At 67.6% G+C, this 20,810-nt stretch carries 25 protein-coding genes; 17 read left to right on the top strand and 8 right to left on the bottom strand.

Features of this window, described 5'->3' with window-relative positions; all coding sequences use genetic code 11:
* Window positions 1-28: 28 nt before the first annotated feature.
* From KBW95_RS10895 to KBW95_RS10865, 7 genes are read right to left on the bottom strand one after another with little or no spacing between them, the layout of a single operon-like run.
* On the bottom strand, window positions 29-2,122 hold the full coding sequence (locus KBW95_RS10895) for a flagellar biosynthesis protein FlhA (protein WP_211526547.1): 2,094 nt from the start codon (window positions 2,120-2,122) through the stop codon (window positions 29-31).
* Window positions 2,119-3,258: a flagellar type III secretion system protein FlhB gene (flhB, locus tag KBW95_RS10890; RefSeq protein WP_211528245.1), complete on the bottom strand. Its 1,140-nt coding sequence runs from the start codon at window positions 3,256-3,258 to the stop codon at window positions 2,119-2,121. The genes KBW95_RS10895 and flhB overlap by 4 nt, the downstream gene beginning before the upstream one ends.
* Window positions 3,248-4,027: a flagellar biosynthetic protein FliR gene (fliR, locus tag KBW95_RS10885; protein WP_211526545.1), complete on the bottom strand. Its 780-nt coding sequence runs from the start codon at window positions 4,025-4,027 to the stop codon at window positions 3,248-3,250. Before fliR ends, flhB begins: the two co-directional genes overlap by 11 nt.
* A gap of 6 nt (window positions 4,028-4,033) precedes the next feature.
* Window positions 4,034-4,303, bottom strand: coding sequence for a flagellar biosynthesis protein FliQ (fliQ, locus tag KBW95_RS10880; protein WP_211526544.1), 270 nt, complete (start codon window positions 4,301-4,303; stop codon window positions 4,034-4,036).
* A 19-nt stretch (window positions 4,304-4,322) separates the two neighbouring features.
* A complete protein-coding gene (gene fliP / locus KBW95_RS10875) occupies window positions 4,323-5,087 on the bottom strand; it encodes a flagellar type III secretion system pore protein FliP (RefSeq protein WP_211528244.1) in 765 nt (254 codons plus the stop codon).
* On the bottom strand, window positions 5,084-5,443 hold the full coding sequence (locus tag KBW95_RS10870) for a FliM/FliN family flagellar motor switch protein (protein ID WP_211526543.1): 360 nt from the start codon (window positions 5,441-5,443) through the stop codon (window positions 5,084-5,086). Before KBW95_RS10870 ends, fliP begins: the two co-directional genes overlap by 4 nt.
* Window positions 5,444-6,313: a FliM/FliN family flagellar motor switch protein gene (locus KBW95_RS10865; protein ID WP_211528243.1), complete on the bottom strand. Its 870-nt coding sequence runs from the start codon at window positions 6,311-6,313 to the stop codon at window positions 5,444-5,446.
* 319 nt (window positions 6,314-6,632) lie between these two features.
* Between KBW95_RS10865 and KBW95_RS10860 the strand changes: the two genes are divergently transcribed.
* From KBW95_RS10860 to KBW95_RS10780, 17 genes are read left to right on the top strand one after another with little or no spacing between them, the layout of a single operon-like run.
* Window positions 6,633-6,980 (top strand): flagellar hook-basal body complex protein FliE, encoded by a 348-nt coding sequence (locus KBW95_RS10860; protein WP_211526541.1) that lies wholly within the window; start codon window positions 6,633-6,635, stop codon window positions 6,978-6,980.
* Window positions 6,981-7,006: 26 nt separating this feature from the next.
* A complete protein-coding gene (gene fliF, locus KBW95_RS10855) occupies window positions 7,007-8,746 on the top strand; it encodes a flagellar basal-body MS-ring/collar protein FliF (RefSeq protein ID WP_211528242.1) in 1,740 nt (579 codons plus the stop codon).
* Complete coding sequence (locus KBW95_RS10850) at window positions 8,730-9,755, top strand: FliG C-terminal domain-containing protein (RefSeq protein WP_211526539.1); 1,026 nt, start codon at window positions 8,730-8,732, stop codon at window positions 9,753-9,755. Before fliF ends, KBW95_RS10850 begins: the two co-directional genes overlap by 17 nt.
* Window positions 9,752-10,447, top strand: a complete 696-nt coding sequence (fliH, locus tag KBW95_RS10845) for a flagellar assembly protein FliH (protein WP_211528241.1) — start codon at window positions 9,752-9,754, stop codon at window positions 10,445-10,447. The genes KBW95_RS10850 and fliH overlap by 4 nt, the downstream gene beginning before the upstream one ends.
* Window positions 10,444-11,760, top strand: coding sequence for a flagellar protein export ATPase FliI (fliI, locus tag KBW95_RS10840; protein ID WP_211526537.1), 1,317 nt, complete (start codon window positions 10,444-10,446; stop codon window positions 11,758-11,760). The genes fliH and fliI overlap by 4 nt, the downstream gene beginning before the upstream one ends.
* Complete coding sequence (locus tag KBW95_RS10835) at window positions 11,757-12,200, top strand: flagellar FliJ family protein (RefSeq protein WP_211526536.1); 444 nt, start codon at window positions 11,757-11,759, stop codon at window positions 12,198-12,200. The genes fliI and KBW95_RS10835 overlap by 4 nt, the downstream gene beginning before the upstream one ends.
* A 47-nt stretch (window positions 12,201-12,247) precedes the next feature.
* A complete protein-coding gene (fliD, locus tag KBW95_RS10830; protein ID WP_211528240.1) occupies window positions 12,248-13,669 on the top strand; it encodes a flagellar filament capping protein FliD in 1,422 nt (473 codons plus the stop codon).
* 11 nt (window positions 13,670-13,680) lie between these two features.
* On the top strand, window positions 13,681-14,070 hold the full coding sequence (fliS, locus tag KBW95_RS10825; RefSeq protein WP_211526534.1) for a flagellar export chaperone FliS: 390 nt from the start codon (window positions 13,681-13,683) through the stop codon (window positions 14,068-14,070).
* Entirely contained in the window at window positions 14,063-14,380 is a 318-nt protein-coding gene (locus KBW95_RS10820) for a hypothetical protein (protein WP_211528239.1), read from the top strand. Before fliS ends, KBW95_RS10820 begins: the two co-directional genes overlap by 8 nt.
* Complete coding sequence (locus KBW95_RS10815) at window positions 14,377-15,561, top strand: flagellar hook-length control protein FliK (protein ID WP_211528238.1); 1,185 nt, start codon at window positions 14,377-14,379, stop codon at window positions 15,559-15,561. Before KBW95_RS10820 ends, KBW95_RS10815 begins: the two co-directional genes overlap by 4 nt.
* 4 nt (window positions 15,562-15,565) lie before the next feature.
* On the top strand, window positions 15,566-16,030 hold the full coding sequence (locus KBW95_RS10810; protein WP_211526629.1) for a flagellar basal body-associated FliL family protein: 465 nt from the start codon (window positions 15,566-15,568) through the stop codon (window positions 16,028-16,030).
* Between the two features lie 19 nt (window positions 16,031-16,049).
* Window positions 16,050-16,790 (top strand): FliA/WhiG family RNA polymerase sigma factor, encoded by a 741-nt coding sequence (locus KBW95_RS10805; RefSeq protein WP_373888787.1) that lies wholly within the window; start codon window positions 16,050-16,052, stop codon window positions 16,788-16,790.
* Between the two features lie 35 nt (window positions 16,791-16,825).
* Window positions 16,826-17,737, top strand: coding sequence for a flagellar motor stator protein MotA (motA, locus tag KBW95_RS10800; RefSeq protein WP_211526630.1), 912 nt, complete (start codon window positions 16,826-16,828; stop codon window positions 17,735-17,737).
* Window positions 17,737-18,681: a flagellar motor protein MotB gene (locus tag KBW95_RS10795; RefSeq protein ID WP_211528250.1), complete on the top strand. Its 945-nt coding sequence runs from the start codon at window positions 17,737-17,739 to the stop codon at window positions 18,679-18,681. The genes motA and KBW95_RS10795 overlap by 1 nt, the downstream gene beginning before the upstream one ends.
* Before the next feature lie 3 nt (window positions 18,682-18,684).
* On the top strand, window positions 18,685-18,981 hold the full coding sequence (flgM, locus tag KBW95_RS10790; RefSeq protein WP_211526631.1) for a flagellar biosynthesis anti-sigma factor FlgM: 297 nt from the start codon (window positions 18,685-18,687) through the stop codon (window positions 18,979-18,981).
* 1 nt (window position 18,982) lies between these two features.
* On the top strand, window positions 18,983-19,411 hold the full coding sequence (flgN, locus tag KBW95_RS10785; RefSeq protein ID WP_211526632.1) for a flagellar export chaperone FlgN: 429 nt from the start codon (window positions 18,983-18,985) through the stop codon (window positions 19,409-19,411).
* Window positions 19,398-20,159, top strand: coding sequence for a glycoside hydrolase family 73 protein (locus KBW95_RS10780; RefSeq protein ID WP_211528237.1), 762 nt, complete (start codon window positions 19,398-19,400; stop codon window positions 20,157-20,159). Before flgN ends, KBW95_RS10780 begins: the two co-directional genes overlap by 14 nt.
* Here the strand turns inward: KBW95_RS10780 and flgA are convergent.
* Complete coding sequence (gene flgA, locus KBW95_RS10775) at window positions 20,146-20,688, bottom strand: flagellar basal body P-ring formation chaperone FlgA (protein WP_373888786.1); 543 nt, start codon at window positions 20,686-20,688, stop codon at window positions 20,146-20,148. The genes KBW95_RS10780 and flgA overlap by 14 nt on opposite strands.
* Window positions 20,689-20,810 lie beyond the last annotated feature (122 nt).

Raw genomic sequence — 20,810 nt, 5'->3', positions numbered from 1 at the left:
CCGCCCCCGCGGTTTTGCGCCTGACTTGTTAACCCACCGTCCCCACGATCGACACATCCCGGTTCTCGGGAATCTCGTTGTACGACAGCACATGCAGCCCCGGCGCGAACAGGCGCGCGTAGCGGGCCAGCAGCGGGCGCACCTGCGGCAGCACCAGCAGCAGCGGCGGCGTGTGCGCCTGCTTCATTTGCTCGCGCGCCACCGGCATGTTGATCTGCAGCTGGGACAGCAACTGGGGATCGATCGGGAAGTTGTCCAGCGCCACCTTGCCGCCGCCGTTCTGGCGCGCCTGGTTCAGGGAACCGAGCAGCATGTTCTCCAGTTCGGCCGACAGGTTAAAGGCCGGCATCTCCTTCTTCTTGCCGTACAGGCCGGACACGATCTGGCGGCGCAGCGCGCAGCGCACCTCGGCCGCCAGCAGGATCGGATCCTTGGTGGTTTCCGAGCTGTCCAGCAAGGTGGTGGCGATCACCACGATGTCCTTGAGCGAGACGCTCTCGGCCAGCAGCACGCGGAACACACGCAGCAGCTGGGTGTGGGTCAGCGCCTTGTCCAGCGCGGCGGCCAGCTTGGGCGAGAGCGCGGTCAGGCGCTCCAGGATGGCCGGCACGTCTTCGTGACGGAACAGCTCGTGCAGGTATTCGCGCACCACCTTCGAGGTATGGGTCGCGATCGCGCTCGCCACTTCGACCACCTGGTAGCCCAGGCCCAGCGCATGCGCCTTCTGGTCCGGCGTGATCCAGGTGATCGCCATGCCGTAGGCCGGCTCGATGCCCGGGATGCCGTCCAGCTGGCCGTAGACGTTGGGCGACGGGATCGCCATCAGGTGCTCGGGCATGACCTCGGCCTCGGCCACCACGGTGCCCGACAGGCTGATCGAATACTGGGACGGACGCAGGGCCAGGTCGTCGCGCACGCCGATCGCGGGCAGCAGCATGCCCATCTGCTCCGACAGGCTCTGGCGCACGCCCTTGATGCGCTTCGTCAGCGTCTCGCCCTGGGCCTTGTCCAGCATGCCGACCAGCTTGTAGCCGACCGCCACCGTGACCGGCTGGACCACCGGCAGCGCCTGCCAATCCAGTTCCGGCGCGCGCTCGTCGCGCAGGGCCGCTTCGATGGCGGCCACGCCCGCGGTGTCGGGCGCCTTGACGCGCTTGCTCAGCTTCCAGCCGACATAGAACAGCACGCCGGCGAAGATGAAGAAGGTAATGGTCGGCATGCCCGGCACCAGGCCGAGGATGACCATCACGCCACCGGCCGCGAACAGCACCGCCGGCTGGGCCAGCAGCTGGCCGCCGACCTGGTTCTCGAGGTCGCCCGACTCGCCGATGCGGGTCACCAGGATCGCGGCGGCGGCCGACAGCAGCAGCGCCGGGATCTGGGCCACCAGGCCGTCACCGATGGTCAGCAGCGCATACACGCGGAAGGCTTCGCCCATCGGCAGGCCGTGCATCAGGGCGCCGATGGCGATACCGCCGACCAGGTTGATGATCAGGATCAGGATCGACGCGATGGCGTCGCCGCGCACGAACTTCGAGGCGCCGTCCATGGCGCCGTAGAAGTCGGCCTCGGCCGCCACGTCCTTGCGGCGCTGGGTAGCCTGTTCCTGGTTGATCAGGCCGGCGTTCAGGTCGGCGTCGATCGCCATCTGCTTGCCCGGCAGCGCATCCAGGGTGAAGCGCGCCGACACTTCGGAGATACGTTCCGCGCCCTTGGTCACCACGATGAAGTTGATGATCATCAGGATCACGAACACCACCAGGCCGACCACGAAGTTGCCGCCGATGACGACATTGGCGAAGGATTCGATCACATGGCCGGCCGCGTCCGGGCCGTTGTGGCCATTCAGCAGGACCACGCGGGTCGAGGCCACGTTCAGCGCCAGGCGCATCAGGGTGGTGCCCAGGATCACGGTCGGGAAGACCGAGAAGTCGAGCGGCCGCTTGGCCGAGACCGAAACCAGGATCACGATCAGCGCCAGCACGATGTTGAACGTGAACAGCACGTCCAGCAGGATCGGCGGCAGCGGGAGCATGATCATGCCCAGGAGCGCGATCAGGAAGATGGGAGCGGCGAACTTCTGGCGCTTCAGCTCCGAGATGAAGGCGTTGAAGGAATTCATGCGGAAACCTCACTCAGGTGAGATGGCACGGCCACCTCGTTGGGGAACCGTGGGGGCGCGGGGCGCCGGCCTGCACGGAACGCATTCAGTTGTAGGACGTAATTCAGGACCTGCGACACCGCCTGGTACAGCTGGGCGGGAATCTGCTGCTGGACCTGGCTGGTGTTGTAGATCGCGCGCGCCAGCGGCGGCAGCTCGAGCGTCTCGATCCTGTGCTCGCGCGCGATCTGCTTGATGTACAGCGCCATCTCGTCCACGCCCTTGGCCACCACGAAGGGGGCTTCGGCGCGGCTGGTGTCGTACTTCAGCGCGACCGCATAGTGTTCCGGGTTGACGATCACCACGTCCGCCGTCGGCACCGTCTTGCGCACGCTGCGGCGCGCCATCTGGTGCTGCAGCTGGCGGATGCGCTGCTTCACCTCGGGCTTGCCCTCGCTGCTCTTGTGCTCTTCCTTCACTTCCTGCTTGCTCATGCGCTGGTTGCGCATGAACAGGAAATACTGGACCGGCACGTCGATCAGGGCGAACACCAGGAACACCGCCACCAGGGCCATCAGCGCGTCGAACATCATGCCGCTGCCGTGCAGCATGGCGTCGCCCAGCGGCATGCGCTGCAGCTCGAGATAGGCCTTCATGCCGGCCCGGCTCACGTACCACAGCACCAGGCCCAGGGCCACCGCTTTCGCCGCCGAGGTCGCGAAGCCGATCCAGTGCTTCTGCGTGAACAGGTTGCCCAGGTTCTTCATGGGGCTCAGGCGGTCGAAGCGCGGCGCCAGGTTCTTGCTCGAAACCATCAGGCCGCCCGGCACCACGCTGGCCACCATGATCGCCACCGGCACCGCGGCCAGGGGCAGCACCATCTTCACCAGCAGCAGCAGCGCGCCGCTGAACACCACCGACATCGCATTCTCGACCGCACCGGTCTCGCCCAGCGGGGCGTAGACCAGCCGGAACAGGCCGCGGAAGTCATCCACATAGCCCGGCAGCAGCATCGACAGCAGCTTGAGGCTGATCAGGATGCCGACCGCGGTCGACAGGTCGCGCGAGCGGACGACCTGCCCTTCCTCGCGCGCCTTCTTCAGCTTTTGCTGTGACGGCTTTTCTGTCTTGTCGCCGCCGGTGCCGCTATCGGCCATGGGCAATCCTCATCTGCTCGCCGAGCATCTCGAGCACCTGGTTGGTCATGGAAACGTAATGGTCGGGGATGAAGCGCACCAGCTGCACCAGCATCAGCAGGCCGAAGATGGTCACCAGCGAGAAGCCCAGCGAAAACAAATTCAAGCTGGGCGCCACGCGGTTCAGGAAGCCGAAGCCGACCTGCACCACCATGGTCGAGAACACGATCGGCAGGGCCAGCAGGATCGCCGCCGCGAACACCCAGCCCAGGTTCAGGGCCACCGATTCCAGCAGCATCGGTCCCCAGCCGCCGCCCACCGGCCAGGCCTTGAAGCTCTGGGCCAGCACCGTCATCAGGATCAGGTGGCCGTCGATGGCGAAGAACACCAGCATCGCCACCAGGGCCATCAGGCCGGACACCACGTCGGACACGGCGCCGTTGACCGGATCGTTCATCTGCGCCATCGAGAAGCCGATCTGGCTCGAGGCCAGGAAGCCCAGCATCGAGATCACGGCCATCGCGAACTGCAGGGCCAGGCCGATCACGCCGCCGATCACGGCCTGCTCGAACATGGCCACCACGCCCGCCAGCGAGAACGGATCCGGCATGGCCCCGCCCTTGGTAATTGGCAGCATCAGGAAGGCCAGCACCACCGACAGCAGGGCCTTGACCGGCATCGGCACCGTGGCTTCGCCCAGCACCGGGGCGGTGGCCATCATCGCCATGATGCGGGCGAAGGGCCACCACAGGGCGCCGAGCAGGGGCAGCAGGAAGCTGACCAGTTCCATCGGGGTTCAGGTTACCAGGGTGGCGGCGCGCTGGAATACCGAGATGCAGTAATCCATCAGGGTGGTCGTCATCCAGTGGCCGGCCAGGATCAGGGCCAGCAGGGTCACCAGCAGGCGCGGCAGGAAGCTCAGGGTCTGCTCGTTGATCTGGGTGGCGGCCTGCACCAGCGCCACCACCAGGCCCATGAGCAGGCCCGGGATCACCAGGACCATCACCAGCAGCATCACGAGTTGCAGGGCTTCGACCACCAGGTCGACAGCGATATCGGGACTCATGCGAAGATTCTCTCTATCTCTAATAGCCGTGGATGCTGCCGACCAGGGTATTCACGGTCAGGGTCCAGCCATCGACCAGCACGAACAGCAGCAGCTTGAAGGGCAGCGAAATCACCAGGGGCGACAGCATCATCATGCCCATCGCCATCAGCACCGACGACACCACCAGGTCGATGATCAGGAAGGGAATGAAGAGCATCGCGCCGATCTGGAACGCGGTCTTCAGCTCGGACAGCACGAAGGCCGCCAGTTTCACGGTGAAGCCGCGCTGCTCCGGGGCCAGGTTGGCCGGCTCGCCCGCCAGGCGCGCGACCTGGGCCAGCGAGGTCTTGCTGGTCTGGGCCAGCATGAAGCGCGAGACCGGCACTTCGGCGATCTTCAGGGCCTGCTCCAGGCCGATCTTGTCCTTGTCGTAGGGCAGGAAGGCGTCGCGCCACACGGCTTCGCCCACCGGGCGCATCACCAACAGGGTGAGGATCAGCGCGATGCCGGTGATGATGCGGTTCGGCAGGCCCTGCTGCAGGCCGAGGGCCTGGCGCAGCAGCGACAGGATGATCACGAAGCGGGTGAAGCTCGTCATCATCATGACCATGACGGGCAGCAGCCCGAGCAGGGTCATGAGCACCAGGATCTGCGACTTGACCGTCATCCCCTGGCTGGAGCCGGGAATCACCCCGGGCAGCACGTCCTGCTGCTGGGCCGCGACAGGCAGGGCGATCAGCAGCAACGCCCCCGCAAGGGGAGCGGCGCGGCGCAGCCATGCGCCGCGGGAGACACCCATCATGACGCCAGCAGGTCCAGGTTCAGGCCGTCGAGATCGACGACCTTGAGGCCATACTGTTCGCCGGCCACCACGACTTCGGCGCGGCCGATCGCAGTGCCGTTCACCTTGATGACCAGCGGCTCGCCGGCCAGGGCGTCGAGCGGGACCACCGAGGACGGGCCGATGGCCATCAGTTCCTGCAGCGAGACGCGGGCCGAGCCCACTTCCAGGGTCAGGGTGACCGGGATGCGCCGCATCATCTGCGGCAGCTGGCGGCCGGCCTTCTTGCCGGCGGCGGCGGTGGCGGCTTCGACGCCGTCGAGGTCGTCGATGATGAGGTCCGCGCCAGCCAGTTGCTCGTTGAGATTCATATCCATTTATTCGGCATCTTCAAAAGAGGTTAAACACAACTTCCCTTTGTGTTCGGCCACGGCGGCCGTGAACAGGCGCGATTCATCCAGCAGCACGTCGGCGCGCCCGACCGACACGGAGATCACGTCGCCGACCTGGAGGTCGAACAGCGCCGCGAGCGTGATCTCCTTGCTGACAAGACGGCCGTCGAGCTTGACGTGCAGGCTCGCGGCCAGCGGCTCCTGGGCGCCGCGCGTACTGCGCGTACTGCCCTTCTCCGCCATCAGCCCCTGAAGGACATGGCCCATCAGTTGCTGGTCGAGACCGATCCACAGCAGGCTGTCCTGCTCGGCCTGGGGGGCGCGCAGCGCCACCCGGATCACCCAGCCGGCCTTGCCCGGCGCGGCGGCCGTGCCGACCTGGCCCGGCGGGGTCTCGGCCGGCACCGGGGCGCCCACCGCCGCCATGCCCTCGGCCACGCGGGCGTCGAGCAGCGCGGCCAGCTGCTGGGTCAGGGTCGCCGCCAGGCGTTCCTCGGTGGCGGTGACTCTTTCATTGGCCAGGTCGCGCTGGCCCGCCTGGTTGGGCGCGCGGCGGGCGTAGCGCCCTTCCAGCAAGCCCAGCAGCAGGAAGCGCTCGAAGGCGACGGCGGCGACGCCGAAGCGCCCCGCCACGCCTTGCCAGCGCAGGCCTGCCTGTTCAGGGGCGCGCTCGAACTTGAGTTCAATAAGACGGTAAGCGCCCCAATAGCGGCGCCCGGCCGGCGAGGCCATGGCTTCGCCCAGCGATTCGAACAGGCGGGCGGCGAAGGTCGGCAACAAATGCACGGGCCGGCCCAGCAGGGCCGGATCGATCACTTGATAGTCTCGCGAACGGTCGGGTGGATTGATCGGCATATGTAATTGTTACGAAGTAACGAGAAATGACGTTTTTTCATTCCCACAAGCAACTATTATACAGGGATATTTGCGTACGACACTTTGAGATTCTCCTTTGATTTCCTACTTGCCCTACGGTAAGATCTCTTCATCGCATCGCAGCAACAAGGGCCCTCTCCTCTACGCACAGAGGTAAATACAGCGTGAGAGGGGCAGAAACAAACGGGCGTTCGTAGATCAAGATTTAACAATTCAGGCCCTCTTCGAGGCTGCGGGACAACAAAATAAGTCACATTTTGTCGTCGTCAAACAACACAGAAACTGCATGGGAACCCAAATGGCTACCGAACTCGCCGGCTTGATCAAAGCCGACCTTGCACAACTGACCAATGAAGCCAACCGTCTCGCGATCCAGCCTGCCGCCGACTTCTCGGCCCAGGGTGCATTTAACAATTCGCAAGGCAGCTTCTCGTTTGCTCAGACCATGAAGGACGCCATCGCCGGCGTCGACGCCGAAGACCGCGCCGCAGGCGAGCGCATGGCGGCCGTCGATGCCGGCAAGAGCGACGACCTGGTAGGCGCGATGCTGGCGTCCCAGCAGGCCAGCCTGTCCTTCTCGATGCTGATGCAGGTCCGCAACAAAGTGATGGGCGCAGTCGACGAACTGCTCAAGCTCCCGGTCTGATCTTTTTTCCTTAACGAGACGTTCCAGTGATCTCTACCCTCAAGTCCGCTATCGGCGGCAAGCTCGCGGTTCCCGCGCTGCCGCCGGCGCTGCGCAACAACCTGTCCCTGCTGCTGGGCCTGGCTGTGGCCATCACGGCCGCCGTCATGATGTTCCTGTGGCAAGACCAGGCTAGCTACAAGCCGGTCTTCGGCGCCCGCGAGAAGGTTTCCGCGAGCGACATGATGAGCGTGCTCGAAGCCGAGCAGATTCCCTACCGGGTGCATCCGGAAAGCGGCCAGGTGATGGTCCCGTCCGGCGAGCTGGGCAAGGTGCGCATGCTGCTGGCCGCCAAGGGCGTGACCGCCCAGCTGCCGTCCGGCCTGGAACTGATGGACAAGAACGATCCGCTGGGCGTGTCGCAGTTCGTGCAGGACGTGCGCTTCCGCCGCGGCCTGGAAGGCGAGCTGGCGCAGAGCATCCTGACCATGGACGCCATCGCCTCGGCGCGCGTGCACCTGGCGATCGCCAAGACCAGCGCCTTCGTCACCGGCGCGGGCGACCAGTCCTCGGCCTCGGTCGTGGTGGCGCTGAAACCCGGCCGCAGCCTGTCGAACGAGCAGATCGCGGCCATCGTCAACATGGTCTCGAGCAGCGTCGCCAACCTGGCGCCGACTCGTGTGTCGCTGGTCGACCAGGCCGGCAACTACCTGTCCTCGCGCGTCGACCTGAGCGACGGCTTCGAGGGCGCGGTCCAGGGCGACAGCGCATCCAAGCGCTACACCGACGAGGTGCGCACCAACGTCAACGAACTGCTGGCCCCAGTGCTGGGCGCCAACAACTTCAAGCTCAGCGTCACCGCCGACGTCGACAACGACAAGGTCGAAGAGACCCAGGAAAAATACGGCGAGGCGCCGAAGGTCACCAGCGAAGCGATGCGCGAAGAGATGGAGCGCAACCGCATGGCCCTGGGCGTGCCGGGCACCCTGTCGAACCGTCCGCCGCAGCCGGCCGAAGCCGCGCCGGAAGGCCAGGCCGCCGATCCGGCCGCCGCGGCCGCCGCCGCCGCCAAGCAGGACGACGGCAGCGCGCGCAAGAACGCCACCACCCGCCAGTACGCCTACGACCGCGCGATCACCCAGATCAAGCGCTCGCGCGGCCGCCTCAAGAAGCTGTCGGTGGCGGTGGTGCTGAACAACGCGACCGCGGCCAACCCGAAGCTCGGCTATACCCCGGCCGAACTGGCCAACATCGACAAGATCCTGCGCAGCGGCCTCGGTATCGACGCGGCGCGCGGCGACGTGCTGGCTGTTTCAAGCCTGACATTCCCGGCCGCGCCGGCCGCGCAGGAATGGTGGCAGGAACGCGACAACGTGGTCGACATGACGGGCTGGGCCGTCTATGCTATCGCTGCCCTGCTCGCCTATCTCCTGCTGGCCCGCCCGCTGCTGCGCGCGGTGACCACGCGCCTGGCGCCACAGCCGCCCTTGGCCCCTGCCGCCCCTGCCCTGCCGGGTGGCGCGCCGAACGGCGCTGCCGCCGCACTGCCGGGCAACGACACCGCGCCTGCATTGGCAGGCAACCCCGCCCTGAACGCGCCGCAGCTTGCCGGCGACAAAGGCCCGGGCGCTGTCGTCCCGCTGCTCGAAAACTACGACCTGCCGCCGGCCGGTTCGCCCGTCGACGTCATGGTCGACCATTTGAAAGTCCTCGCCGGCAAAGAGCCTGAGCGCGTTGCCGAAGTCGTCAAACAATGGGTACAGAAAAAACATGGCCGAACTGAATAACTTCGACGGCGCGGAAAGCACCGTTTTGACCCCGGTCGAACAGGCCGCCATCGTGCTGCTGTCGATCGGCGAGGAAGGCGCCGCCGCCGTCCTGCGCTGCCTCGAGCGCGACGAACTGCTGGAGCTGACCCAGGTCATGTCGCGCATGAGCGGCATCAAGGTCGACGCCGTCAAGTCGGCGATCCAGACCTTCTTCGACGACTACCGCCAGCAAAGCGGCCTACACGGCGCGTCGCGCAGCTACCTCAAGCGCTCGCTCGACCTGGCGCTGGGCAGCGACATCGCCAACAGCGTGCTGAACACGATCTACGGCGACGCGATCCGTCCCAAGATGGCGCGCCTGCAGTACGCCTCGCCCAAGTGGCTGGCCGAATTCGTCGCTTCCGAGCACGTGCAGATGCAGGCCGTGTTCCTGGCCTTCCTGCCGCCGGTGCTGGCTTCCCAAATCCTGGAAGCCCTGCCTTCCGACGGCCGCGAACTGGTGCTCCTGAACATGGCGCGCCTGGACGAGATCGACCGCGACGTGCTGTACGAACTGGAAGAGCTGGTCGGCCGCTGCCTGTCGGCGCTCGACACCCAGAGCGCCAGCGTGGAAGGCGTGCGCCAGGTGGCCGAGATCCTCAACCGCCTGCAGGACAACCGCGCCGGCATGGTGGAGCTGCTGCGCGCCCACGATCCGGAAGTGGTGTCGCAGATCGAGATGTCGATGTACGACTTCTTCATCCTGTCGCGCCAGACCGAACAGGTCATCACCCGCCTGCTCGACGACGTGCCGCTCGAGCAGTGGGCGATCGCGCTCAAGGGCGCCGAGCCTGCGCTGCGCGACGCCATCCTGACCGCGATGCCGCGTCGCCAGGCGCAGAGCTTCGAAGACCTGATGCGCCGTTCGGGCCCGGTCCCGATGTCGCGCATCGAACAGACCCGCCGTGAAATCATGGTCAGCGTGAAGGCGCTGGCCGACGCCGGCGAAATCGACATCCAGCTGTTTGCCGAGGCGACCGCCGAATGAAGCAATTCCGGCCTTATCACTTCCCGCCGCTGCACCAGTTCACGACGGCGCTGCCGCCGGGCGCATCCAGCCCCGGCAACGGCGCCGGCTCGGCCGAGGAATGGCAGGCCGCGCTGGCCGACGGCTACCGCCAGGGCCAGCGCGAAGGCTATGAAGCGGGCCTGGACCAGGGCCGCGCCGACGGCTATCCGATGGGCCAGTCCGAAGGCCTTCAGCGCGGCATCGAAGAAGGCCGCGCCATGGCGCTCGAGGGGCTGGAACAGATCGCCCGGCCGGTCGACGCCATGCTCAAGGGCCTCAAGAAACTCAAGACCGACCTGCGCGCCGCGCAGCGCAAGGAAGTGGTGGAACTGGTCGGCAAGATCGCGCGCCAGGTGATCCGCGCCGAACTGGCCCTGCAGCCGGTGCAGCTGCTCACCCTGGTGGAAGAAGCGCTGGCCGTGATGCCGCCTTCGCGCGAACAGGTCGAGGTCTTCCTCAATCCGGAAGAACTGCGCCGCGTGCTGGAGCTCGATCCGAAGCGCGCCAAGAAATGGACCCTGCTGCCCGACCCGGCGCTCGAGCCGGGCGAATGCCGCGTGCGTTCGGGCGACCATGAAGTCGACGCCGGCTGCCAGGGCCGCCTCACCGCCGTGATGGACCAGGTGCGCGACCAGCTGCTGGCCGACGAGTCGGAAGAGGAAGACGCATGACCGCCCTCGCCCAACGCCTGCGTTCCGTCGAACTCGGCGCCGTGCCGGTGGCGCTGCCGACCGGCCGCCTGGTCGGCGCCCAGGGACTCCTGCTGGAATCCAGCGGATGCCGCCTTGCTACCGGCCAGCGCTGCCGCATCGAGACCGTCGACGGCGGCTGGCTGGACGCGCAGGTGGTCGGCTTCAAGGAAAAGATCTCCTACCTGATGCCTTTCAAGCAGGCCAAGGGCCTGGTGACCGGCGCGCGCGTGCTCCCGGTCCAGGAAAAGAGCGACCTGATGATCGGTCCCTCGTGGATGGGCCGCATGGTCAACGGCCTGGGCGAGCCGATCGACGGCCTGGGCAAGCTGGGCGGCGACCAGCCCCTGTCGACCACCCCGCCCAAGGTCAACCCGCTGCGCAAGGCCCCGGTCGAGGAAGCGCTCGACGTGGGCGTGCGCGCGATTAACTCCATGCTCACCATCGGCAAGGGCCAGCGCGTCGGCCTGATGGCGGGTTCCGGCGTCGGCAAGTCCGTCCTGCTGGGCCTGATCACGCGCCAGACCGTGGCCGACGTGATCGTGGTCGGCCTGATCGGCGAACGTAACCGCGAGGTGCGCGAATTCGTCGAGAAATCGCTCGGCCCGGAAGGCCTGAAGCGCGCGGTATTGGTCGTGGCCCCGGCCGACGAATCGCCCCTGATGCGCGTGATGGCGACCGAGATGTGCCATTCGATCGCGGCCCACTTCCGCGACCGCGGCCAGAACGTGCTGCTGCTGTGCGATTCGCTGACCCGCTATGCGATGGCGCTGCGCGAAGTGGCCCTGTCGCTGGGCGAGCCGCCGGCCACGCGCGGCTATCCGCCCTCGGTGTTCTCGAACCTGCCGCAGCTGGTCGAATCGGCCGGCAACGGCGAAAACCCGAAGGGCAGCATGAGCGCGATCTACACCGTGCTGGCCGAAGGCGACGACCAGCAGGACCCGGTGGTCGACTCGGCGCGCGCGATCCTGGACGGCCACATCGTCCTGACCCGCGAGCTGGCCGAGCGCGGCCACTATCCGGCGATCGACGTGGCGCAATCGATCTCGCGCTGCATGGCCCAGGTGGTGAGCCCGGAACATTCGGCCGCCTCGCGCAAGCTCAAGGCCGCGATGGCGCGCCATGCGCGCGTGCGCGACCTGATTCCGCTGGGCGCCTACGTGCCGGGCGCGGATCCGGAAACCGACAAGGCGGTGCGCCTGCAGCCGCAGATCGAAGCCTTCCTGTGCCAGGGCACGCGTGAAGAAGCGCCCCTGCCCGGCTGCATCGACCAGCTGAAAGCGATGATGGCATGAGCGGAAACAAGCAACAGATGATCGCCAGCCTCGGGACCATGGTGCAGCTGCGCAGCACCGAAGTCGAGCGCCTGCAGGCCGACCTGGCGAGCCAGGAAGCGACCCGCACCCGCTACCAGAACAACCTGGCGCGCCTGGCCTCGCTGGCCGAGGGCAGCGGCCCCTCCGGCGCGCTGGCGCCGGTGCTGGCCCTGAACTGCGGCGCCTACAAGCAGAACGTGCTGGCCATGGCCGACGCCCACAAGGTCGACCTGCAGCTGCACGAAGCGAACATGGCGGTCTCGCAGCGCAAGCTGACCGACGCCTGGACCCGGCGCGAGCTGCTGGGCAAGGTGCTGGAGCAGCAGCAGGCGCTGGCCGCGCGCGACCAGGAACGCGCCATCCGCAAGCGCGAAGACGATATCGCCACCCAGTCATGGATGGCCGGAAGGACGGCCTGAGCCGGACCCGCAGCACCAGCAGCAAGCACGACAACAAGGAGAACGACATGGCAATCAACGCACCGACCTACGATCCGACCAAGACGGCGGCAGCGCTCGCAGAAAAATACGTCTCGGCGCGCCAGCAGATCCTGGACACCCAGACCAAGCAGGCGAACGCCACCGAGTCGGCCCTGACGGAACTGGGCTCCGCCATGCGCGCTTTCCAGAACAGCCTGGCGTCGCTGACCGGCCTGAACAAGACCGTGTTCGCCCAATCCGCGACCTTCGGCGACACCGCGATCGGCAGCGCCACCGCCAAGTCGACCGCCGCCGCCGGCAGCTATTCCTTCTTCGTGCAGCAGCTGGCCAAGGCCAGCCAGGTGTCCTACTCCGGCCTGGCCGACGATACGCCGGCGACCGGCACCCTGGGCGTGCAGCTGAATGGCGCGACCGCGATCACCATCGACCTGACGGACCCGGCGCTCAACACCGACGGCGTGGCCGGCCTCAGCCCGCGCGAGCTGGCGGCGGCCATCAATGGGGATTCGGAGAACGCCTCGCTCGTGACCGCCTCGGTGATCAACACCGGCACCAGCTTCGAACTGGTCCTGACCGCCAAGTCGACCGGCGCGAACAGCGTGATCTCGCTCGACACCGGGGCCATGGACCCGGCGTCCAGCCTGGCGGCCGCCAACACCCCGATCGTCGATCCGACCGACCCCTACGCGGCTTCCGGCCGCCGCGTGCTCGTGAAAGCCCAGGACGCGATCGTGCGCGTCGGCTCCGAGACCGGCACCGCGATCACCAAGACCAGCAACACCTTCTCCGACGTGATCGACGGCGTCTCGATGACCTTCACCAAGGCCCAGGCCAGCGGCGACGCGCCGGTGACCGTGAGCGTCGGGCCCGACAACAGCGGCACCACGGCCAACGTGCAGGCCTTCGTCGACGCCTTCAACAAGCTAAAGGCGACGCTCAACAAGCTGACCGACCCGGGCGACCCGTCCAAGGGCGTGGCGGCCGGCACCTTCGCGCGCGACGGCGGCGTGCGCGCCCTGAACGCCCGCCTCACCGACCTGATGCGCCCGTCCGGCGGCGATTCGCTCGCGGCCTACGGCATCCTGGCCACCAAGCAGGGCACGCTGGAACTGCGCCCGGAGCGCCTGATGCGCCAGCTGGCGGCCAACCCGACCGGCCTGGATACCCTGATCGGCAAGGCGACCGCCTCGACCCCGACCGGCATCGCCGGCGCGCTCGACACTTACCTGAAATCCTGGAGCAACACCGTTGACGGCCAGATCACCCTGCGTAACGAAGCCACGAGCGACCTGAGAAACACCCTGGTCGACCGCCAGGCGACGCTCGACAAGGAATTCGACGCGGCTTACCAGCGCTACCTGATCCAGTTCACTCAACTGCAATCGCTGCAAGGCATCATGAACAACAACTCCTCGTTGTTCGACGCCCTGTTCAGCAAAGACGACTGAAGAGATAAACGATGTCCTATCATGAAGCCTACGGCAGCTATCATGCCGTCGACCTCGACGCGCAGACCTCGCGCGCGTCCCCGGTGGAGCTGGTCCTGCTGCTCACCAACGGCCTGCTCGACGAGCTGGCCCGCGCCCGCGCCCACATCGTGGCCAAGCGCTACGAGCAGAAGGCCGCCAGCATCGACAAATGCGTCGAGATCATCAACGGCCTGTCCAGCTCGCTCGACTTCGACAACGGCGGCGAAACCGTCGCCAACCTGGCGAACATCTACGATTTCTGCGCCCAGCACCTGCAGGGCGCCGGCATCAAGCTCGACCCGGCCATGGTCGACGAGGTGATCCGCATCCTGACCACCATCCGCCAGGGCTGGCAAGGCGTGCAGGACCGCAATGGATAGAACCCGCGCCATCGACGCCCTCGCCGCCGCGCTGGCGGACGCGGGAGCGCGCGCCGAATGGAGCAAGCTCGGCGCCGCGGCGCGCGAGCTCGGCCCACGCATCCAGGCACTGGCCGCGGCCGGCCGCTGGAGCGCCGCCGAGCGCGCCGCGCTGGCCCGCCTGCGCGACGCGCATGAACGCGCGCGCGTCCAGGCGGACGCCGCCAGCGCCCAGCTCCAGGCGCGCCTGGACGAAATGGCCGGCAACAAGGAAGGCTGGATGGCCTACGCCCTCGCGGGCGAACCCGACACCGAACAAAACAACGCATGATGATTTCGATGAACAGCGCCCCGATGAACAGCGCCGCTATCCCGGCTGTGGCCGACGCCGCCGCCCCTACCGGCCCTGCCGCCGGCGCGCCAGGCGCCCTGCCGGCGGATCCGGCGCAAGCCGCCCTGGCTTTCCAGCAGTGGCTGGGCCTGGACCAGCTGGCGCTGCCCGCCGACGCCTTGCCGGCGCCGGACGGCGCCGCCGCCCAGCCTGAAAGCGGCGGCGACGTCCCGGCTGCGGACGAAGCGCCGGCCGCCGAGGCCGCCGCTGCGCCGGCCGACAATCTGCTGGCCGCGATGGCCTTGCCCATGATGCCCGCCTCGATGCCGGCGGCCATGCCGGCCATGATGATGGCGATGCCGGCTTCCCCGGCGCCCCAGCCGCAAGGCCAGGGCCGGCAGGCCGCCGCCACGGCGGTGCCCGCCGCGGCCCCGGCGCCGGTGCCGGTGCCGGGCATGGTGGCGCAGGACATCCTGCCGCAAGCCGCCATCCCGGCCGCGGCAGCGCCCCTGCCGGCAGCGGCCGCTGTACTCCCGGCCGCGCAAGCGCCTGCCCAGGCGAGCGGCCGCCCGGCCGACAGCGCAAGCTTTGCCGCCACTACGGCTGCCGCCGCGCCCGCAGCCTCGCGCGACGGCCAGGCCGGCGCGATGAGCCTCGACGGCGCCGCCGGCGCCGGTTTCGGTTTGAGCGCCGCGAGCGCCCCTGCCGCTCCGGCCCGTACTGAAGCGCCGGTGACCCTGGCCGGCCCGCCGGCCGCATGGCGCCAGTCGCTCCAGGAAGCCCTGGGCGATCGCCTACAGCTGCAGGTCGGCAAGCACGCCGAACAGGCGGTGATCCGCCTGGAGCCGCCAATGCTGGGCCGGATCGACATTTCGATCCGCCACGCCGCCGGCTCGCTCGAAGTGAATATCTCGGCCACCCACGGCGAAGTGCTGCGCCAGCTGAACGCGGTGAGCGACAACCTGCGCAACGACCTGGCCCAGCGCCAGAGCGGCGAGGTGTCGGTCAACGTCAGCCAGGCGCCGCGCGCCCAGCCCGGCGCGCAAGCCGGTTCGCAATTCGGCCAGGAGCCCCAGGGCCGCGGCCGCCAGCCGGGCCAGGAACAGGAGCGCACGCCGGGCCAGGGCCTGGCGGACGCCGGCAAACAAGACTCGCAGTTCTCCCTGAACGGACGTGCATAAGCCCATGAAAGCCAAACTGATTCTCGCATTCGCCGGCGTCGCGCTGGCAGCCGCCGCCGCCGCAGGCGGCGCCATGTGGTACCTGAACCCGGCCCCGCTCAAGGGCGGCGCCGAAGCCAAGGTCGAGCCCAAGCCGGAACCGGAAAAGAGCCTGACCAGGTACGTCACCCTCGACAAGGTGATCGTGATGCTGCGCCGCGCCCCGAACGAGCCGGCCGCCCACTACCTGTCGGTGGACCTGGTGCTGGCCACCACGCCGGAACTGGAAAAGGAAGCCAAGGAACACCTGCCGCTGCTGCGCAGCATCGTCGTGTCCAGCCTGTCCACCCGCACGCTGTCGGAAGCGTCGGCGATGTCGGTGGACCAGTATGCCGAGCAGCTGAACAAGACCTTCGACGCCAGCTATGCCAAGGAAAACCACCTGAAGCCGTTTTCCGAAGTCAGGATCGGCAAGCTGATCATTGAATAAGCATCCGCCCGGAGCCAACGTGGCCTATTCAGCCGAATACCTCGACCCCGCCGCCGCGGGCGACTACCAGGACGCCGCCAACGCCTGCGCCATGAGCCCGGCGGAGGAGCAGCGCCACCTGCTGGCCTATGCGCCGCTGGTCAAACGCATCGCACGCCAGCTGAACTCGCAGGCGTCGAGCGTGATGTCGCGCGAGGACATGGAACAGATCGGGCTCATGGGCCTGCTCGAAGCCCTGCGCCGCTACGGCGCGCCCGACACCGGCTTCGGCAGCTATGCCTCGCTGCGCGTGCGCGGCGCAATTCTGGACGAGCTGCGCCGCCAGGACTGGCGTCCGCGCACGGTGCGCCAGGACAGCCACAAGCTGCGCGACGGCCTGCGCGCCCTCACCCGCCGCCTCGGCCGCGAGCCGACCGAGAAGGAAGCGATGGAAGCGCTGGGCGTCGACGCCGCCGACTACCACCAGCACCTGCTGGACGAAGGCGCAGAAGAGATGCTGAGCTTCGACGAAGTGCTGCAGGAAGCCACCGAGCACGCGCACAGTTCGCCCGGCCCGGAAGAAGGCTTCCTGGTGCGCCGCAGCCTGGAGCAGGTGCTGGGCAGCCTCAACGAGAAAGAACAGCGCGTGATCCAGATGATCTACGAGTTCGAACTCAGCTACAAGGAAATCGCCGCCGTGCTCGACCTGTCGGACGCCCGCGTCTGCCAGCTCAACAAGAGTGCGCTGGCCAAGATGAAGGCGGCGCTGCAGCGCGCCTGAACACATAACCAAGAACGCCAGAAAGGCCAGACGTCATGCAGCAATTACTAGGAATCGCCATCGTGCTCGGGTGCGTGTTCGGGGGCTTTACCCTGATGGGCGGCACCTTCTCCGCCATCTTCCACCCGGTCGAACTCCTCATCATCGGCGGCGCCGCCTTCGGCGCCCTGGTCCTGGGCAATCCCAAGCACGTGCTGGGCGAGCTGGCCCACCAGCTCAAGAAAGTCGCCGCCCGCAAGAAGCACGACTCGGAGTTCCAGCGCCAGCTGCTGCTCCTGATGTACGAACTGCTGCAGACCGCCGCCGGCGGCCTGAAGGCCCTCGACGCCCACGTCGAGGCGCCCGCCGAGAGCCCGCTGTTCCAGCGCTACCCGCGCATCCTGGAAGAGCCGAAGCTGCTGGCTTTCATCGTCGACAACTTCCGCCTGATGGCGATGGGCAAGATCAACGCCCACGAACTGGAAGGCGTGCTGGAGCAGGAACTGGACGCCATCCACGAGGAGCTGACCCAGCCGGCCAAGTCGCTGCAGAAGATCGCCGAGGCGATGCCGGGCTTCGGCATCCTGGCCGCGGTGCTGGGCATCGTGATGGCCATGTTCTCGGTCTCGGGCGGCGCGGATTCCGGCGAGATCGCCGAGAAGATCGGCGCGGCCATGGTCGGCACCTTCATCGGCATCTTCTTCTGCTACGGCCTGCTCGAGCCGCTGGCCAACATGATGAAGCAGCTGGTCAATTCGGAAGCCTCGACCATGGAAACCGTCAAGGTGGTGCTGTGCACCCACGTGGCCGGCAAGCCGGCCCTGCTGGCGATCGACGCCGGCCGCCGCCTGATCCAGCTGAACACCAAGCCCAGCTTCGCCCAGCTCGAACAATGGATCAACGCCATGGGCGGCGAAGATGAATCGCAGAACAAGCGGCGCCGCACGAGCGACCGCATGACGGGGTAATCGTGGCTGCGCTCAAGAACGACAAGCACGAAGCCACCATCGTCAAGCGCGGCGGCGGCAAGCACGCGCACGACGAGCACGGCGGCGCCTGGAAGGTCGCCTTCGCCGACTTCTGCCTCGCATTGATGGCATTGTTTCTAGTGCTGTGGCTGATTGCCGCGCGAGAACAACAGAATCTCAAGAAAATCGTGCGCGACGCCACCGAGAGCGGTATGCTCGAAGGGCTTGGCCGGAAACCCGAGATCGCTTCCGAGCCGAGCGGCAGTCTGATCGAACGTTTCGAATTGCCGATGACCGGCAAGAGCAACAGCGACGGACCGGGCGCCCCGAGCGCGCCGCGCGTGGCCTATGAATCCGCTTCCGACCTGGCGGCCTTGTCCAAGGCCCTGGGCGAACTGAGCGCCGAGGCCGGCCTGGCTTCCAACCTGGCCACCGTGGTGACGCCCTACGGCTTGCGGGTGATGCTGCACGACACCGACAAGCAGGGCATGTTCATGCGCGGCAGTGCGCTGCCGACCGGCCGTTTCGCCCGCCTGCTGCGCAAGATGGGTCCCCTGTTCGCCCAGATGAAGAACCAGATGCTGATCGTCGGCCATACCGATGCTTCCCGGTTTGCCGGTCCCGACAGCGGTGGCTACTCCAACTGGGCCTTGTCGACCGACCGTGCGCTGTCGGCCCGGGCCGAACTGCTGGGCGGTGGAATGCGCGCCGACAGCGTGCTGCAGGTGGTGGGCATGGCCGACCGCGGCCCGCTCGACGCCAAGGAACCGCTGGCCGGCGTGAACCGCCGCATCGAACTCCTGATCCTGACCAGCGCCCAGTCGCGCGCGGTGTCGTCGATGTTCGGCACCCCGGCCAAGTCGACCAGCCTGGGCGAGGACCTCTCCGTCAGCATGCCGGACGCGGAGACGCTGGAAGAACTGCGCAAGCAACTGCCGAAGTAAACCATGACGATCCAATCGAAAACCCGAGGTAACCGCATGAAAGTCACCGGCTCGTCCGTCACGACCGTCACGATGGGCACCCAGCGCGTCAGTGTTCCCATCGAGACCGAAGCGCCGGCCGCTCCCGGCGCCGCCCTGCAGTCGGAAGTGCTGAAGCCTGCCGCCGAAGCCATGAAAGCGATGCCGGACTTCGACGCCGCCCGCGTGGCCGAACTGCGCGACCAGCTGGCGCGCGGCGAGCTGCCTTTCGATCCGGCGCGCCTGGCCGGCCTGATCCAGAAATTCCACGGAGGCCGCTGAGATGGCGAAGCTGACCCGCCAGCAGGCCAACGCCCTGCTGCTCGACGGCGTGCACCTGGACGTGCAGGACGGCGCCGCGGTGCACGGCCTGCTGGAACGCCAGTTCGAAGCCGCCGTGCGCCATCGTACGGCCGAGCTGACTACGCTGGCGGAGCAGCTGACGCCCCTGCTCGACGCCATGGAAGCGCGCCGACAGCAGCGCGTGTCGCTGGTGCGCGCCCTGTTCGGGCCCGAAGGCGGCATGGACCAGTTCTTCGCCACCCTGGAAGCGGGCGCGCGCGCCCAGGCCCAGGCGGCCTGGCAAGAGCTGGAAACCATCGTCACCGCCTGCAAGCAAGCCACCACCCGCAACGCCAGCTTGCTGGCCGAGCAATATTCCGTGATGCAGCGCGTGCTGCACGGCGAGGAAGCCATTTATGCGCCCCGCTGATTTCCTGTCCACCCGCGTCGAGCCGCTGGCCCCGACCAGCGCCACCCGTCCGACCGCGCCCATGGGCGGCGCCGGCAGTGGCTTTGGCGCCATGTTCAGCGAGGTCCAGGGCGAAGTGGCCGCTTACATCCAGAACGGCGGCGGCAGTGACAGCGGCGCGAGCGCGCTGAGCGCCGAAGGCGCCCTGCTGCGTGCGCGCGCCAATGGCCTGATCATGGGGGCGGAAGAGTCGGGCGAGGTCGAAGGCGTCGTGCCGATGGGCGGCGCGGCCCTGGAATCGCCCCAGCAGCGTGCGTTTTTGGAAAGTATCGCCCCCTGGGCGCGCGAAGCGGCGGATCAGCTGGGCGTGGCGCCGGAACTGGTGTCGGCCCATGCCGCGCTGGAATCGGGCTGGGGCCAGCGTCCGCTGCGCACCGCCAATGGCGCCTCCAGCCACAACCTGTTCGGCATCAAGGCCGGCAACGGCTGGGACGGCGCGGTGACCGATTCCGCCACCACCGAGTATGTGAACGGCGCCGCGATCAAGACCCGCGAGCGTTTCCGCGCCTATCCGGACGGCGCCAGCGCCTTCCGCGACTATGCCCAGATGCTGATCGACAATCCGCGCTACCGCGGCGCGCTGGGCGTGGGCAACGATGCCCGTGCCTTCGCCCAGGGCCTGGCGCGCGGCGGCTATGCCACCGATCCCGCCTATGCGGCCAAGCTGACCCGCCTGGCCAGCAAGCTTCAAGAACTCAGCGGCGACTGACGGGAAGGTCGACCGGCTCGACCGTGCCGGCGCCGCTGACGCGCATGCGCACCACCTGGCCGGAGGCCGCATTGCGCACCCTTACCACGGCGCCGCGGGCGCCGGCGTCGAGCGCCTCCCCCGCCATGCTGACTTCGATTCCCTCGTAACGCGCCACCATGATGACCTGGTCGCCGCGCTTGACCACGATCGGCGCCGTCAGCTGGCTGGCGCGCAGGATCTCGCCGGGGCGCAGGCTGCGCCGGGTGCTCTGGCCGAGGATCCGGGAAGTGTCGCCGACGGCGTCCGGGATATTGGTGATGTCGCGCTTCTCGAGCGTGATGTCGGCGTCGGTGAGGGGCTGGTTGGGACCGACCTGGGCGGCGGTGACCGCCACCTGGGCCGAGATGCGGGCGCGCACCACGAAATCGTGGCGCCAGCCCTTGCCTGCGGCACAGCGGGCGACGAAGCGCATGCGGGCCGGCTGGCGGGTATCGAGCGCCTCGACCTCGACCGGGCCGGCGCAGGGCGGCGCGGGACGGCTGCTCACCACCGACAGCTCGTAGTCGGGGTCGGCGAGGCCGTTGGCCGCGGCGAGCTTGTCTAATTGTATACGGGCAGCCTGCTCTATCTCACCAGTAATTGTTTGTGCATACACGGTTGTGGCGCACA

Source organism: Massilia sp. ZL223, assembly GCF_018119395.1.
Classification (GTDB): Bacteria; Pseudomonadota; Gammaproteobacteria; order Burkholderiales; family Burkholderiaceae_D; genus Telluria.
The sequence above is the reverse complement of the archived record's forward strand: the minus strand, read 5'-3'. Positions and strand labels throughout refer to the sequence as shown.